Annotated in this window: 13 protein-coding genes; 9 read left to right on the forward strand and 4 right to left on the reverse strand. The window is 49.2% G+C overall.

The annotated features are described in order from the left end of the window. Window positions 1-25: 25 nt before the first annotated feature. Complete coding sequence (locus ACO0K4_RS08120) at window positions 26-2,089, reverse strand: ankyrin repeat domain-containing protein (protein WP_422956116.1); 2,064 nt, start codon at window positions 2,087-2,089, stop codon at window positions 26-28. Between the two features lie 298 nt (window positions 2,090-2,387). On the opposite strand from ACO0K4_RS08120, the gene ACO0K4_RS08125 reads away from it, so the two are divergent. From ACO0K4_RS08125 to ACO0K4_RS08165, 9 genes are all read left to right on the forward strand, one after another. Continuing rightward, the gene (locus ACO0K4_RS08125; RefSeq protein ID WP_422956117.1) at window positions 2,388-2,831 is read left to right on the forward strand and encodes a YidB family protein; all 444 of its coding nucleotides are present in this window, start codon (window positions 2,388-2,390) and stop codon (window positions 2,829-2,831) included. Window positions 2,832-3,205: 374 nt separating this feature from the next. Further along, entirely contained in the window at window positions 3,206-4,363 is a 1,158-nt protein-coding gene (locus ACO0K4_RS08130; protein WP_422956118.1) for a methyltransferase, read from the forward strand. A 70-nt stretch (window positions 4,364-4,433) separates the two neighbouring features. Further along, entirely contained in the window at window positions 4,434-5,033 is a 600-nt protein-coding gene (locus ACO0K4_RS08135) for a YceI family protein (RefSeq protein WP_422956119.1), read from the forward strand. Between the two features lie 369 nt (window positions 5,034-5,402). Beyond that, window positions 5,403-6,380 (forward strand): bifunctional riboflavin kinase/FAD synthetase, encoded by a 978-nt coding sequence (locus ACO0K4_RS08140; protein WP_422956120.1) that lies wholly within the window; start codon window positions 5,403-5,405, stop codon window positions 6,378-6,380. A gap of 109 nt (window positions 6,381-6,489) precedes the next feature. Further along, window positions 6,490-9,366, forward strand: coding sequence for an isoleucine--tRNA ligase (ileS, locus tag ACO0K4_RS08145; RefSeq protein WP_422956121.1), 2,877 nt, complete (start codon window positions 6,490-6,492; stop codon window positions 9,364-9,366). A gap of 142 nt (window positions 9,367-9,508) precedes the next feature. Beyond that, window positions 9,509-10,027: a signal peptidase II gene (gene lspA, locus ACO0K4_RS08150; RefSeq protein WP_422956122.1), complete on the forward strand. Its 519-nt coding sequence runs from the start codon at window positions 9,509-9,511 to the stop codon at window positions 10,025-10,027. A gap of 9 nt (window positions 10,028-10,036) precedes the next feature. Continuing rightward, the gene (gene coaBC, locus ACO0K4_RS08155) at window positions 10,037-11,239 is read left to right on the forward strand and encodes a bifunctional phosphopantothenoylcysteine decarboxylase/phosphopantothenate--cysteine ligase CoaBC (protein WP_422956123.1); all 1,203 of its coding nucleotides are present in this window, start codon (window positions 10,037-10,039) and stop codon (window positions 11,237-11,239) included. A 53-nt stretch (window positions 11,240-11,292) separates the two neighbouring features. Continuing rightward, window positions 11,293-11,742, forward strand: coding sequence for a dUTP diphosphatase (dut, locus tag ACO0K4_RS08160; RefSeq protein WP_422956124.1), 450 nt, complete (start codon window positions 11,293-11,295; stop codon window positions 11,740-11,742). Window positions 11,743-11,775: 33 nt separating this feature from the next. After that, entirely contained in the window at window positions 11,776-12,303 is a 528-nt protein-coding gene (locus tag ACO0K4_RS08165) for a GNAT family N-acetyltransferase (protein ID WP_422956125.1), read from the forward strand. Between the two features lie 93 nt (window positions 12,304-12,396). On the opposite strand, the gene ACO0K4_RS08170 is transcribed toward ACO0K4_RS08165, so the two are convergent. From ACO0K4_RS08170 to clpS, 3 genes are all read right to left on the reverse strand, one after another. Further along, window positions 12,397-12,675: a hypothetical protein gene (locus ACO0K4_RS08170; RefSeq protein WP_422956126.1), complete on the reverse strand. Its 279-nt coding sequence runs from the start codon at window positions 12,673-12,675 to the stop codon at window positions 12,397-12,399. A gap of 84 nt (window positions 12,676-12,759) precedes the next feature. Further along, complete coding sequence (gene clpA, locus ACO0K4_RS08175; RefSeq protein ID WP_422956127.1) at window positions 12,760-15,060, reverse strand: ATP-dependent Clp protease ATP-binding subunit ClpA; 2,301 nt, start codon at window positions 15,058-15,060, stop codon at window positions 12,760-12,762. Continuing rightward, on the reverse strand, window positions 15,057-15,365 hold the full coding sequence (clpS, locus tag ACO0K4_RS08180; protein WP_262835813.1) for an ATP-dependent Clp protease adapter ClpS: 309 nt from the start codon (window positions 15,363-15,365) through the stop codon (window positions 15,057-15,059). Before clpS ends, clpA begins: the two co-directional genes overlap by 4 nt. Window positions 15,366-15,622: the final 257 nt, after the last annotated feature.

The raw sequence follows: 15,622 nt of genomic DNA on the forward strand, positions 1-15,622 counted from the left end.
ATTTTCCCTGAAAATGAGCTTAGGCTCAGTCTGCAATTAGCGATTTAATTAATTTCAAATCAGCTTGATCACAAGCCAGTGCTTTTGCCGTTGCCGTTTTTTTGAAAAAACGCGCGTAGCCGCATGCATTTTCTCCGTACGAATCCAGTCTCGCTGTGTCGGCACCGGATTCCAGCAAAAACCGGATTGATGGCAACTGATCGTATTGTGCGGCGACCATCAGCGGAGTAGAGCCGCGCGCCTCGCTAAATGGCGCATCAATCTCGGCGCCATGTTCTCGCAATACACGCATACTGCGCACCGCACCTACATAGGCCGCGTAATGCATGGGCGTCCAGACCTGATTACTGGCTAGTCGCATATCAGCACCGGCGTCGAGCAAGATAGTGACTACCTCAACCGCGTCGTTATTAATTGCATCAAATAAGGCGCTGCGATTTCCCAGTCGATAACCTGCTTCTTCAACAACCGGCGTCACGTCGTCAACCCTTGCGCCACTCGCCAGCAATAATTGCACCTTGCCGACATCCGCCTCCTTCGCTGCGAGCATCAAGCGAGTCAGTCCACTCTCATCACGCTGGTTTGGATCGCCACCCGCAGCTAGCTGCGCCTGCAGCTGTGCATAGGTCTCGGCTTGCACAGGAGCTACAGGCGCTCTTTCTGAGAGTGCTGAGAGCGCTTCGTATTTAGCAGAATCAAACATCGGCAGTACAAAAAAGGTGATCGCCCCCCATCCGGCAACCGCAAAGACAGAGAGTAAAACGACGAGACCTAAGCAGGATTTTTTGCGTTTGATTGCCGTTGGCACAGATGTTGATATTGCTAACTCTGTCAGATCAAGCTGATATAAGCGTTTGGGTTTATGTAACAGCGCCTGCCAGTCAATCTTTGCAGACGCTACCAACGTAGAACCGACAGGTAACAGAAAAATCACCTCATCGCCCATTAGCTTGACGACCAGCTTCCAGATAATTTTTTTATTCCTACCATCAGCATCACCCGATACCGGTAAATCTACTGGAAAATCAATGAAAAAACTGGTCTGCACAGTCGCATGGGCGAGTTGAATATCGCTTACAAGGCACGACCACAGAGTGGTGGTGCTGGTGTCTTCGCCACTACTGTCTTCATAATCGCACTGACACTCAATCCTTACCGGATAGCCAGATTGCGGCGTACCTAACCAGCCTAAACGTTCTCCGAGCGGAGGGATAAAACGTATGCTGCCCGCCCATTCACTCATCCCGACCTGCGGCGCTCTCGCCATGACTAACACTGGCTTGCCAACTCGCTTTCTGGCTAACCATAATTTCAGCGCAAGAACTATCATTACTACGCCAACCAGAGGGAAGATCGCGACCATCAGAACCAGTGGATTCTTGCCAATATGAGAGGAGAACAATGCCACGCCAGAAATAGGCCAGGCGAGTAAATTCCAGAACACCGCAAAAATACCCAACGCTAAGGCACCACTTTGTTGCGGCTTAATAATCAGATGAGAAAACGGCACTTGGTAGTGCTGTGCAAATTCCGTGGCAACAGCAGGGATCACAGGATTCACAGACTCAGCGGATGGCCGCCAGATCAGCCAGAGTGCCCAGCAAGCGCCAATCCCGACTGCAGGGAATAGTGAGGCAAACGGCAACAGAAACAAGAGTCGCATCCAGCGTATTGTGCGGTCATAGACAGCAAAATCAGGATCATCGGGATCTACCCAGAGCGTGACGGACTGTTCCTGGTCTTTAGCGCGCTGCAACTCTCGATAAATATCTCGTTGGTAATCGCCAATATTATCGCTAGTATCGCCACCGATATTAATGCGCTGGCTGCGATGGTCCAGAGCGTTATAGCTATAACTAAATTCTGCTTTTACCTGATATGTCCGGGCCTCGCCATCATGTTCATCCAGCGAGAGTTTTTCAATATGCGCTTGTACTGCTACCAGATTCTGCGCCTTCCAGTAGCCCATGATCTGCTTCGCCAGAGGCATCACACCTACCCCGATCCCACCTGCAATAAAACTAATAGCAAATACCAGAGCGAACAAACTTGAACCTATTTTTGAACTGATTTTTTTTATTTTTTTCATGCTACAAATGTAGCAGAGAGCAGGCTGGCAAAGCCACAGGGAACGTTGCAAAATTGCCTCTCATTAAATAAACAGAATAAGCAAGACGAACTGCTCTTACCAAGTATTTCAGCTCGTTCATTTCATGAAAAAATATCACTTAATGTAAGCGTCCGGACTTTTTCCCACTAGCGGTGCAAACGAAAATACCTGTTAGCACTATTCATACAAAGTTCACAATCACATTAATCTTTTAGTATTACTATGGTGGCTATTACTGTTGTAATGTAATTCATCCACCACCTCGGAAAGGGATTGTATGGGACTTCTAGATGCAGCATTAGGTATGTTGGGCGGCAACGCGGATCAGAGCAATGATCCTAAAGCCATGTTGATACAAGCGGCGCTGGGCATGCTGACCAATAATCAATCGGGAGGCTCAGGAGGAACAGGCGGCCTGACTGGTCTGATCAGCGCCTTTCAAAATTCAGGCATGGGTGACATCGTCAATTCATGGGTCAGCAATGGACATAATTTGCCAATCTCAGCAGAGCAGATTCAGAGCGCACTCGGTGACGGTCAGTTAGCGCATCTGGCAGCAGCGGCAGGATTGTCTCAAGATGGTGCCGCCGGACATCTGGCAGAGATTTTGCCAGGTTTGGTCGACAAACTCACCCCGCACGGCGAAGTCTCTGAATCAGGCTTTGGTGATCTGGGCAGTATCCTGCAACAGGTATCCGGCGCCTTCCTGAACAAAAACTAATACTTCACGATGCCGGATAAACGCTTATCTGGCATCGCCTTCCCGGCAAAAACGTACTTGCAACCCGGGTGACTGTTATGGTTTCGCCATCGTCCTGTCGTAATCATATTTGCAACTATATTTAAATTCCTCAGAAATTCTCTACATACTAGGTAGGAGTACGTGCATTTTTATGCCTTAATCCACAATGATTACCTGAGGATTTAAAAATACTCCCCTATATTTTCATTTATTCCGTTCAAAATCCCCATCAGCACAATCAGCCGCCGCTGGCTACGAATAACACAGCCTCACACCGCACCGGCTCGTCACAATCCATAGAGGCCGCAGGCAATCTCGGTTACACTCTGCGCTTTATTGCAAGTGAGCTGGCCATGAGTGACTTCCCCGTAATTAGCTGGATCGAAAACGATCAGCCCCACCAAGCTCGCTGGCATTCTGAAAGCGGCGCTCCTGCGCCCAAACGTGTGCAGATCGCCGATGACCGCATGACTGCCGAATCCGCCCATAGACTCGCCTGCGAAGGTACGGGATTGCTCTGGCGCGGCGACTACCAAAATGCAAGGCAACTACTGCAAGCGCTGGCACGCCGCATCGACAAAAAACCGGGTAAATCACGCAAAACCGAGAAAACACCTGCGACACTGACCGAAGCATTTCATTTGCATCGTCAGTCACAATCGCAGCGTGCTCGCGTGCTCGCGATGCTATTAATTCCCTTCAATGCCGACTACAGCATTCCATTGCGACGTGCGCCAGATGTCAGTCTGGCATGTAGTGAAGCTTATGGCCAGGCAGATCACGACAGCACCGCATTCGTTGCATCCCTCAGAGAATTACTAGGACTCGTCGGTGCGCACGAGTGGCGAAAAAATGGTGTCGACATACCGGCATTAGGTCAGCGTATCCATCCTTATTACGGCGTCTTCTCCCCTGTACGTGGCGAATATCTGGACCTGCTTGCCAAAGCACCGTTACCCGGTAAAGCGCTGGCATTTGATATCGGCACCGGCACCGGCGTCATCTCAGCCGTCCTTGCGCAACGTGGCGTGCAACGCATCGTCGCTACCGACCAGGACGACCGCGCACTCAGTTGCGCCCGCGACAATCTGCAACGCTTAGGCATGTCCGATCAGGTTGAAGTAGTTAAAACCAATTTATTCCCACCCGGCCGTGCAGCACTGGTCGTCTGCAACCCGCCTTGGGTTCCTGCACGTCCTAATTCGCCGATAGAACACGCTGTTTACGATCAGGACAGCAGCATGTTGCGCGGCTTTTTATCTGGTGTCGCAGAACATCTGGAACCCGGCGGAGAAGCCTGGCTGATCATGTCTGATCTGGCGGAGCATCTGGGGTTACGCACTTCGGCGGAGTTGTGGTCGTGGATAGACGCCGGTGGTCTGGAAGTCGCCGGCAAAATGGACATTAAACCACGGCACGGCAAAGCCACTGACGCCACCGACCCTTTGCACGCGGCGCGCTCTGCTGAGGTGACTTCGTTGTGGCGTTTAAAAACGAAAACAACAAAATAAGCTAAAGTAAGAGTAGCTGATATCCGTATTCAATATCAACCGCCTACCATGCCACCCTACCGAGATCAAGATGCGACGTGATGTATTCACCCTGTTGACGCGTAGCATAGCTGGCTGGCTGATCGCCCTCAGCTCGCTCAGTTCGTTCAGCGCTTCTGCCGCAGACCGCTATGTCATCGATCCCGAACATACTTTTTCAGTCTTTGAATACAGTCACTGGGGTTTGTCCTTGCAACGCGGGCGATTTGACAAAAATAGCGGCGTAATTGAACTCGATTTAGCGAATAAAACCGGCTCTGTACAATTCGATATCGATGCCAGTTCTGTCAGTACCGGCGTCGCCTTATTCGACAATAATCTGCGCTCAGCGAGTTTTTTCGATGCAGCCCAGTTTCCGACGATTGCCTTCAAATCTACCAGCTTGCGGTTTGACGACAATGCCAGGTTGACCGGCATCGATGGCGAACTCACCATCAAAGGCGTGACCCGTCCCGCCAAATTCGAGCTAACGCAATTCAATTGCCGCTTTATGGTCCTGTATCTGAAATCAGCCTGCGGCGCAAATGGCTCTACGAAAATCCTCCGCAGCGATTTCAACGTGGGTCGTTATGTTCCATTCGTCAGCGATGAGGTGACGTTGTATTTCAGTGTCGAGGCGATTAAGGAATAATGTGTGCCAGCTTACTTAATTTGGTGCAAATTACGTATAAAAAAAGCAATAAATAAGTACAAAAAAAGTGCAACAAATCCGCTGATGTTTTTTGCACAATAATCTCACTCGCTCCCATATTCTGTGATGTCGACGTCATTTCCGCGTCAACGAAATGGTTCTGCCCCGACTGGCAATAAAGATACCGGCCTGCCATGCATGCCAACCACTAATGGCTTAGTGATCGCCTCGCCTCTAGTTTTGAACGATTTTTTACGTACCTTACCGACTATTCGGCACTGAAAGCCCCTGTTTCCTCAGCCATAAGGCAAAACCATCTGAGAAAGCATTTATAATCGGAGGTTTTTGCAGCAGTTTTCCTCAAACAATATGAAGGTATTTCGCGGACTCCCCAATGCGGCCTCACGTGCGCCCTGCGCACTGGCGATAGGCAACTTTGATGGCGTGCATCTTGGACATCAGGTTTTGTTGTCCCATTTGCGCGCGGCCGCTACGCGCCTCAAGGTCGATGCGGCAGTCATGACGTTTGAACCGCATCCGCGCGCTTTTTTTGCGCAACTATCCGGCGACCTGAGCAAAGCGCCAACGCGCATCGCCAATCTGCGCGACAACATGGCATCACTGGACGCCGCCGGCATTGATCGCGTGATTGTGGAACATTTCAATGCCCACTTCGCGTCTTTGTCACCGCAAGATTTTATTGAAAAAATTCTGGTGCAAGGCCTGCATGTCAAATGGCTGATGGTCGGCGAAGATTTTCGTTACGGCGCCAGACGCGCAGGCGATATCGATATGCTGATTGAGGCCGGCAAACTACACGATTTCGAAGTCGTCACACTACCCGCAGTACAACACAAGGGCGAGCGTATTTCCTCCTCTGCCGTACGTGCTGCGCTGGCGGCAGGGAGCTTTGCAGAATCAGCACATCTGCTAGGACGTCCTTACCGTATCTCTGGCCATGTCGTACATGGGCAAAAGTTAGGCAGGACAATTGGTTTCCCAACCTTGAATGTACGGATCGCGCATCACCGCCCTGCTTTGCAAGGTATCTTTATCGTGCAGGTGCATGGACTGTCTGAACAACCTTTGCCCGCCGTCGCCAGTCTAGGTGTGCGTCCTACCGTCGATGACAGTGGCCGCGTACTGCTGGAAACCCATGTATTTGATTACAGCGGCAATGCCTATGGCAAAGTAGTTCAGATCGAGTTCCTGCAAAAGTTGCGTGACGAGGAAAAATATATCGATCTGCCGACTCTGACTGAAGCCATCGAGCGTGATGCCGAACAAGCCAGAGCCTATTTTCGCAATCACGCCACAGGTGCTATTTCTGCCACCGACCGAATTTGAAGCTCACGCCCCGCCATTCGATTCACCTGTCGTTGAATTGATTTGCATTGCGTAGTCTTTACAACATAGTCAAAAAAATACTCCAAGAATATCCAACTTAAAGAAAATTATGTCTAACGAAAAGTCAGCAAAAGTCGCCAGCAAGTACCCGGTCAATATGACGGAAACCCCATTCCCGATGCGCGGCGATCTCGCCAAACGCGAGCCGCAATGGGTCAAGCAATGGCAAGACAAAAAAATCTATCAGCGTATCCGCAAGGCTTCGGCCAATCGTCCAAAATTTATCCTGCATGACGGCCCGCCGTATGCCAACGGCGATATCCATATCGGCCATGCGGTTAACAAAATCCTCAAAGATATGATCGTCAAAGCGCGCAATATGGCGGGCTTTGACGCGCAATACGTACCGGGCTGGGATTGCCACGGCATGCCGATCGAAATTCAGATCGAAAAACTGTACGGCAAAAATCTGCCCGTCGCTGAAGTACAGGCCAAAGCCCGTGCGTATGCGGACGAACAGATCGAACGTCAAAAGGCAGACTTCATCCGCCTCGGTGTTCTAGGTGAATGGGACAATCCATACAAAACTATGAACTTCGGCAATGAAGCCGACGAAATCCGTGCGCTCGGCAAATTGCTTGAAAAAGGTTATGTGTATCGCGGTCTAAAACCGGTCAACTGGTGTTTTGATTGCGGCTCTGCGCTGGCAGAGGCAGAAGTTGAATACGAAAACAAACGTGATCCGTCCATCGATGTCGGCTTTCCGTTTGCGGAGCACGACAAGATCGCTGCGGCGTTTAAACTCGCCAAACTGCATGTTGACAAAGGCTATTGCGTGATCTGGACCACAACACCGTGGACCATCCCATCCAACCAGGCATTGAACATGCATCCGGAAATTACGTATGCACTGGTCGAGACCGTACGTGAGGGCGAACCAACCTTACTGATTCTGGCCAGCGACCTGGTGGAAACCTGTCTGATTAATTACGGACTCGAAGGTAAAGTCATTGCGACTTGCCTAGGCGCAGATTTATCCGAAATCAACTTTAGACATCCCTTTGCCGACTTGGATATTGGTTTAGGTGATTCTTACAACAGAAATTCTCCAGTTTATCTTGGCGAGTACGTAACCATTGACAGTGGAACTGGTGTTGTCCATTCGGCACCCGCTTACGGCATCGAAGATTTTCAGTCATGCAAAGCGCACGGCATGAAGGACGACGCGATCATTGCCTTGGTAATGAGCGACGGTAAATTCGCGTCGTGGCTACCTATTTTTGGGGGCGCGACCATCTGGGAGGCGTCCAAACCGATCTGCGACAAACTCAAGGAAGCTGGCGCCTTATTCTCACGGAAAATGTTTGATCATAGCTATATGCATTGCTGGCGTCATAAAACACCGATCATCTACCGCGCCACATCGCAGTGGTTTGCGAGTATGGACAATACGCCGAAAGATGATGGCAATAGCCTGCGTCAAACCGCATTGAAAGCGATTGACGAGACCGCATTTTTCCCTGCCTGGGGTAAAGCACGTCTGCATGGCATGATTGCCAATCGCCCTGACTGGACATTGTCACGTCAGCGTCAATGGGGCGTGCCGATGGCGTTTTTCCTGCACAAAGAAACAGGACAATTACATCCGCGCACACCCGAATTGCTGGAGCAAATCGCCAAGCGTGTAGAAACGGAAGGCATCGAAGCCTGGCAAAAAATTGAACCATCACATTTACTTGGTGATGACGCTGCGATGTACGAAAAGAATCGGGACACTCTCGATGTCTGGTTTGACTCTGGCACTACGCATTACACAGTATTGCGCAGTTCGCACAAAGAGCAATCACAGTTCCCTGCCGACTTGTATCTGGAAGGCTCTGATCAGCATCGCGGCTGGTTCCATTCGTCTTTGCTAACGGCGTCGATGCTGGACGGTCGTGCGCCATATAAAGCCTTGCTGACGCACGGTTTTGTCGTCGATGGCGAGGGCAAGAAAATGTCTAAGTCCAAAGGTAACGTTGTCGCGCCACAAAAAATCTCGGACACCTTGGGTGCAGATATCTTGCGTTTATGGGTTGCTGCAACCGATTATTCCGGTGAACTGTCTATCTCTGACGAGATACTGAAGCGTGTAACAGAATCTTATCGCCGTATCCGCAACACCCTGCGCTTCCTGTTGGCGAACACCTCCGACTTCAATCCTGCAACGGATGCGGTGGCATTGAACGAGATGCTGGAAATCGACCGTTATGCAATCGCGAACATGGCAGCATTGCAAGCCGATATCCTCGCGCATTATGAGCAGTTTGAATTCCATCCGGTAGTCGCTAAATTGCAATCATTCTGCTCGGAAGATCTAGGGGGTTTCTATCTCGATATCCTGAAAGACCGTCTGTACACAAGCGGTACAGCATCCGTGGCACGCCGTTCTGCACAGACGGCAATCTGGCATATCACGCAAAGTTTGCTGCGTCTGATGGCACCTACTTTATCTTTCACGGCCGAAGAGGCCTGGGCAAGTTTTGCGAGTAAAGAAGCCTATGCAGACAGTGATGAAACGATCTTTACACAACTGTATTACGCTCTGCCCGTGATCGACAATGCAGCAGCACTGATGGAAAAATATACGGCCTTGCGTACGATACGCACAGACGTTACCAAGCAATTAGAAGAAGTTCGTGTTGCCGGTGGCATCGGTGCCTCGCTGCAAGCAGAGGTGACGATTAAAGCAAGCGGGGCAAAATTCGATTTGCTGCAAAGCTTTGCAGATGACCTGCGTTTCGTGTTGATTACCTCGGCTGCAACGGTAGAGCAGGTCGCGTCGGAGGTAGAAGAAGCCGTGATCGTGACCCCATCAGCAAATCAAAAATGTGAACGCTGCTGGCACTATCGCGCAGACGTTGGCACGCATGCAGAGCACACAGGCTTGTGCGGTCGCTGTGTCAGTAATTTGTTCGGTACAGGCGAAGCACGTCAATTTGCGTAATACTGCGAGCTTACTGTTTCAAGATCATCACTTTAGATTTTTAGCTCCCTCTCTCGCGACAGCGACAGAGGGCTGGGATAAGGAAATTGCGTGACAATATGCGTGCGCATTTCCCTTACCGGAATATATTTCATCTCATTCTATGGCAACTAAAAAACGTAATTCGTTTTCTACCGTCTCCAAATCTTCTGGCAGCTCACTAGTGCCGTGGCTCGGCCTTGCCAGTATTATTATTTTGCTTGATCAGCTCAGCAAAATTACGATCACCAAATTATTCACTTTGGGTGAAGCGCTGCCGCTGACTTCTTTCTTCAATCTGGTACTTGCCTATAATAAAGGAGCCGCATTCAGCTTTCTGGCTGCTGAATCTGGATGGCAGCGTTACTTGTTCACAGCAATCGGTGTCGTTGCAGCCCTGGTGATTACTTACCTGATCAGACAAAATGCGGGACAACGTTTATTTTGCTGGGCACTGTCATTGATTATGGGTGGCGCCCTGGGCAATGTGATCGACCGCTTATTGTATGGCCATGTAATTGATTTTCTTGACTTTCACTATAAAGAAATTTATCACTTCCCTGCTTTTAATATTGCAGACAGTGCCATCTGTGTAGGTGCTGCCTTGTTTATTCTCGATGAATTACGCCGCGTCAAAAAATAAGGACCCATCATGCGACTCGCTGGCAAAAAAATTGTCCTAGGCTTAACCGGCGGTATTGCCTGCTACAAAGTCGCAGAGCTGACACGTGGCCTTACTAAGGCTGGCGCATCTGTCCACATCGTCATGACACAGAACGCCACACAATTTATTACACCGGTAACGATGCAAGCCATGTCTGGCAACACCGTCTACAGCGACCAGTGGGATGCCCGCATCTCTAACAATATGCCGCATATCGACCTGACACGCGATGCAGATGCGATTGTGATTGCGCCTTGCAGTACAAATTTCATTGCGAAGCTGGCGAACGGTATATGCGACGATTTGCTGTCTACTTTGTGTGTCGCCAGACCACATCATGTGCCCCTCCTGATTGCGCCAGCAATGAATGTAGAAATGTGGCTCAATCCGGCAACCCAGCGCAATATCACACAAGTCAAAGCAGACGGCATCAAGGTTCTGGGACCAGCCGCCGGTGAGCAAGCCTGTGGCGAAGTCGGCATGGGACGCATGCTGGAGGCAGATCAACTGCTGACTGAAATTATTGCGTCGTTTCAAGCAAAGACATTGACAGGAAAATCTGTCCTGATCACTGCGGGGCCTACATTTGAACCAATTGATCCGGTGAGAGGGATCACTAATCTATCTTCGGGAAAAATGGGTTACGCGATCGCACAGGCTGCGTGGGAGGCTGGAGCAGACGTCACGTTAATCTCTGGCCCGACCGCCTTAGATACGCCGTATGGCATGCGCAGAGTGCAGATACAGACTGCGCAGCAAATGCATAACGCTGTGATGGCCGAACTCGCAGCGCATCACCAGCAGGTGTTTATTGCCGTTGCTGCCGTCGCCGACTGGCGAGTTGCCAATGCCAGTCCTCAAAAACTTAAAAAAACCAGCGACAGCGACACACCACAACTACAGTTCGCACAAAACCCCGATATTCTTGCTACCGTCGCAGCTCTCACTGAACCGCCCTACTGCGTCGGCTTTGCGGCAGAGTCCGAAAATCTGCTGGAATATGGCGCAGTAAAGCGGGCTAAGAAAAACGTACCCCTGCTAGTCGGCAATATTGGCCATCACACTTTCGGCAAAGACGAAAATGAATTAGTTTTGTTCGACGTCAATGGTCATAAAGCTTTACCACGTGCTGATAAGCAAACTCTTGCGATTCAGTTAATTCAAGAAATCGCTCAAAGAATATCGAAGTAAATCGCAACATCTGAACGCTCAAATCAAACAAACTCTTTACGCATAAAAACAGCATGAAAAATATCGACCTCAAAGTTCTCGACGCCCGCATGAAAGACCAATTGCCAGCTTATGGCACACCTGGCAGCGCTGGCCTCGACCTGCGCGCCTGCATCGATGCAGCCATCACGATTAAACCAGGCGAAACCGTATTAATTCCAACTGGTCTGGCGATTCATATCGGCGATCCTGGCTACGCAGCAATGATATTGCCACGCAGCGGCATGGGGCACAAAAACGGCATCGTACTAGGCAATCTGGTCGGTCTGATCGACTCCGATTATCAGGGACAACTCATGGTCTCAACCTGGAATCGCGGACAAAATGAATTCACCTTGCAACCAATGGAAAGACTGGCGCAACTGATCATCGTTCCGGTATTGCAAGTCGGCTTTAATATTGTCGAAGAATTCGGCGACAGCGAGCGTGGCGAGGGTGGGTTTGGCAGTACAGGGAAGCATTAAGCCTTGGCTTAGCCAGCCCTCAGAAAAAAAGTAATGATCTTCGCTAATAATGAGGTTGCAGTATGCGCTGCCACCAAGGCAGATCTGTATCGTATAGAGAACATGATGCAGTTCTACAACTATGATTTTAGTGAGTGGTACGACATTGATTTAAGTGAGACAGGCCTCTTTCGACTGCAACCCAAAGAAGCATACTGGAGCCAATCTAGTGTAAAGCCATTTCTGATCAAAATGAATGACAAGCTGGCTGGATTTGCGGTGATTGATGATGAACTCACCCATGACAGCAGCCACTACAATCTCGGCTATTTCTTCATCTTACGACGCTATCGTGGCAAAGGCATATCGCAAGCTGCGATTCAATTACTATTGAATCAGTTTAAAGGTAATTGGGAAATTTACTCCCTCCGTCAAAATTCGGTAGCAGAAAAATTCTGGCGCAAAACCTTAACTCAATTTCTGGGACATGTAGTCGAGTCCACTGACATGAAAATTCATGGGGAAGACAGTTGTTTATTCAAATTCAGCTCAATAAAGAATGGGGGAATTCCCGCCACATAAACTGCTGTTTGATATTAAAAATAAAGCCTTTGAATTCGTATTCAAAGGCTTTATTTTTGTTAGCTACTTGTGAGCTGCGTATAACCAGAGCTATTATTTTTTCATCTTACGACTGCGACCAGCGGATTCACGCAATATAGTGTAATTCCATTCGTCGTTATGCAAACCTAACTCGGTGTTAACAGTTACCCGGAAGGTATCATCTTCATCTTTGAGTCTCTGTCCTAGCGCAACGTGTTTTCTGGATGCATCACGTCGTTCATAGACATCGACTTCAACCTCGCTGCCCTCCAGTGCTGCCTGGGACAACACGGAATCTATTGTCTTCGTTGTATATTCCAGCACATACGTTGGTAGTGTGAGACCGCCCATATTTTTCTCCTTAGCACAAATAATCTTAATTGTTGCTACACCAAAACCAGGTATATCTCACTGCCGGAACATACACGTCAACACTTATTCTACTTCCACCACTTCCTGAGATGCCGCAGGTGGAGTTGCATCACCCTCTGAAAATTCAAGTTTGATCTGATCTTTATCATCCAGATCAACAATAACACGACCACCACTGACGAGCTTACCAAACAATAATTCGTCTGCCAATGCCTTGCGTATCATGTCCTGTATCAGACGTGCCATTGGTCTTGCGCCCATCAATGGGTCAAAACCTTTTTTACCAAGGAATTTACGTAAATTCTCGGTGAAAGTTGCTTCGACTTTTTTCTCATGCAATTGCTCTTCCAACTGCATCAAAAATTTATCGACAACACGCAGAATAATCTCTTCATCGAGTGCACGGAAGCTGATAATCGCATCCAGGCGATTACGGAACTCCGGCGTGAACATACGTTTAATATCGGCCATTTCGTCGCCAGCTTCTTTGCTGTCGTTGAAACCGATAGAACGTTTCTGCAAGCTCTCTGCACCCGCGTTGGTAGTCATGATAATGATCACATTGCGGAAGTCTGCCTTACGACCATTGTTATCTGTTAGCGTACCGTGGTCCATAACCTGCAACAGGATGTTAAATACATCCGGATGCGCTTTCTCAATCTCATCAAGCAACAGAACAGAATGCGGCTTTTTATTAATTGCCTCAGTCAACAAGCCACCCTGATCAAAACCGACATAACCCGGAGGTGCACCGATCAGACGACTGACCGCGTGACGCTCCATGTATTCCGACATGTCGAAACGGATCAATTCAATGCCGAGTGTAAATGCCAGTTGCTTGGCAACCTCGGTTTTACCAACACCAGTCGGGCCGGAGAACAAGAAGGAACCAATCGGTTTATCTGTTTTACCTAGACCCGCACGCGCCATCTTAATCGCTGACGACAGAGCATCGATCGCAGGCTCCTGGCCAAATACAACGTTTTTCAGATCACGGTCAATCGTCTGCAATTTACTACGGTCATCCTGATTCACCGTTTGTGGCGGGATACGGGCGATCTTGGCAATAATGTCTTCAATATCAGCCTTGCCGATCGTTTTCTTTTGCTTCGATTTTGGCAAAATGCGCTGTGCTGCACCCGCTTCATCTATCACATCAATTGCTTTATCAGGCAAATGGCGATCATTGATAAAGCGTGCAGATAATTCCGCCGCTGTTGTCAGTGCGGACGCTGAATATTTGACATTGTGATGTTCTTCAAACTTGGATTTGAGGCCGCGCAGAATCTGCACGGTTTGCTCCACCGTCGGTTCATTGACATCGATTTTCTGGAAGCGACGTGACAGTGCGTGATCTTTTTCAAAGACACCGCGGTATTCTGTGTATGTCGTCGCACCAATACATTTCAACTGACCGTTCGACAAAGCTGGTTTTAGTAAATTGGACGCATCCAGGGTACCGCCAGAAGCAGAGCCTGCACCGATAATGGTGTGAATCTCGTCGATGAAGAGAATGCCGTTTGGGGTATCTTTCAATTGTTTAAGCACACCTTTAAGGCGCAACTCAAAATCGCCACGGTATTTGGTACCGGCTAGCAACGCCCCCATATCAAGCGAGTACACAACAGCATTTTGCAACACGTCGGGAACATCGCTCTGCGTAATGCGCCATGCCAGGCCTTCAGCAATCGCGGTTTTACCCACGCCAGCCTCACCGACCAGCAAAGGATTATTTTTACGGCGACGGCACAGGATCTGAATCACGCGCTCAACTTCACTGTCGCGACCGATCAGTGGGTCGATGCGACCTTCAGCTGCTGCTTTGTTTAAATTCTGGGTGAACTGATCGAGGGGATTTTCTTTTGGCTGACCTTCTGCCTGTGCCTCTTCACTGCCCTCTGGCGCTTTTTGCGGCTCAGCCTGCTGATCCTTGCGCACTCCGTGGGAAATGAAGTTGACGACGTCAAGACGTGTCACGCCCTGCTGATGCAGGTAGTAGACTGCATGCGAATCCTTTTCGCCGAAAATAGCGACAAGGACATTTGCGCCAGTCACTTCTTTTTTGCCATTGGATGCAGACTGAACGTGCATAATCGCACGTTGAATTACGCGCTGGAAACCCAGGGTAGGCTGTGTGTCTACCTCGCTCGTGCCAGGCACGGTCGGCGTGTTATCGCTGATAAAGTTGCTGAGAGATTTGCGCAGATCTTCAATGTTCACGGCGCAAGCTCGCATTACTTCGGCAGCGGAAGGATTATCCAGCAAGGCAAGCAGCAGGTGCTCCACCGTGATGAACTCATAACGAGCCTGTCTGGCTTCTACAAATGCCATGTGCAGGCTGACTTCCAATTCTTGCGCAATCATACTTCCTCCATCACACATTGCAGGGGGTGCCCTGCCTTACGAGCGTGCGTTAACACGAGTTCCACTTTGGTTAAAGCGATATCCTTCGAATACACTCCGCATATCCCTTTACCATCTCGATGTACCTTGAGCATGATCTGCATCGCAGTTTCGCGGTCTTTATTAAAGTACTCCTGAATGATGGCAACGACAAATTCCATTGGCGTGTAGTCATCATTGAGTAGTGTTACCTGGTACATGGAGGGCGGCTTGAGCTTTTGCTCCTGCTTCTCCAATAAAGTACCGTTTCCTTGCTTGTTTCCCATACGTCTATTCTAGTACGTTGATCTGGTCGAGAGTCAAATAATAAACGAATAAAAAGAGGCTTAATTGATCAATGAGACATGATTAAGTCTGACTCTTCTCAGATGTTACGCGTTTTTAGTATTTTTCGCAGATGGTGCCTAAAATCAATTACTCAAGCCCGAGTTATATCGTAATTTATTAACCCAAGGAAAAAGTGTATTTTTCGGGCGAAGTTCAACCATTTTGCTGCACCGCACTCTCAGATAGAGCACATTTA

The organism is Undibacterium sp. RuTC16W, assembly GCF_049339445.1.
Classification (GTDB): Bacteria; Pseudomonadota; Gammaproteobacteria; order Burkholderiales; family Burkholderiaceae_D; genus Undibacterium.

Excerpts from the sequence above, each read along its gene's own strand:
- ACO0K4_RS08120 (WP_422956116.1), bottom strand. The coding sequence starts at position 2,089 with ATGAAAAAAATAAAAAAAATCAGTTCAAAAATAGGTTCAAGTTTGTTC.
- ACO0K4_RS08125 (WP_422956117.1), top strand. The coding sequence starts at position 2,388 with ATGGGACTTCTAGATGCAGCATTAGGTATGTTGGGCGGCAACGCGGAT.
- ACO0K4_RS08130 (WP_422956118.1), top strand. The coding sequence starts at position 3,206 with ATGAGTGACTTCCCCGTAATTAGCTGGATCGAAAACGATCAGCCCCAC.
- ACO0K4_RS08135 (WP_422956119.1), top strand. The coding sequence starts at position 4,434 with ATGCGACGTGATGTATTCACCCTGTTGACGCGTAGCATAGCTGGCTGG.
- ACO0K4_RS08140 (WP_422956120.1), top strand. The coding sequence starts at position 5,403 with ATGAAGGTATTTCGCGGACTCCCCAATGCGGCCTCACGTGCGCCCTGC.
- ileS (WP_422956121.1), top strand. The coding sequence starts at position 6,490 with ATGTCTAACGAAAAGTCAGCAAAAGTCGCCAGCAAGTACCCGGTCAAT.
- lspA (WP_422956122.1), top strand. The coding sequence starts at position 9,509 with ATGGCAACTAAAAAACGTAATTCGTTTTCTACCGTCTCCAAATCTTCT.
- coaBC (WP_422956123.1), top strand. The coding sequence starts at position 10,037 with ATGCGACTCGCTGGCAAAAAAATTGTCCTAGGCTTAACCGGCGGTATT.
- dut (WP_422956124.1), top strand. The coding sequence starts at position 11,293 with ATGAAAAATATCGACCTCAAAGTTCTCGACGCCCGCATGAAAGACCAA.
- ACO0K4_RS08165 (WP_422956125.1), top strand. The coding sequence starts at position 11,776 with ATGATCTTCGCTAATAATGAGGTTGCAGTATGCGCTGCCACCAAGGCA.
- ACO0K4_RS08170 (WP_422956126.1), bottom strand. The coding sequence starts at position 12,675 with ATGGGCGGTCTCACACTACCAACGTATGTGCTGGAATATACAACGAAG.
- clpA (WP_422956127.1), bottom strand. The coding sequence starts at position 15,060 with ATGATTGCGCAAGAATTGGAAGTCAGCCTGCACATGGCATTTGTAGAA.
- clpS (WP_262835813.1), bottom strand. The coding sequence starts at position 15,365 with ATGGGAAACAAGCAAGGAAACGGTACTTTATTGGAGAAGCAGGAGCAA.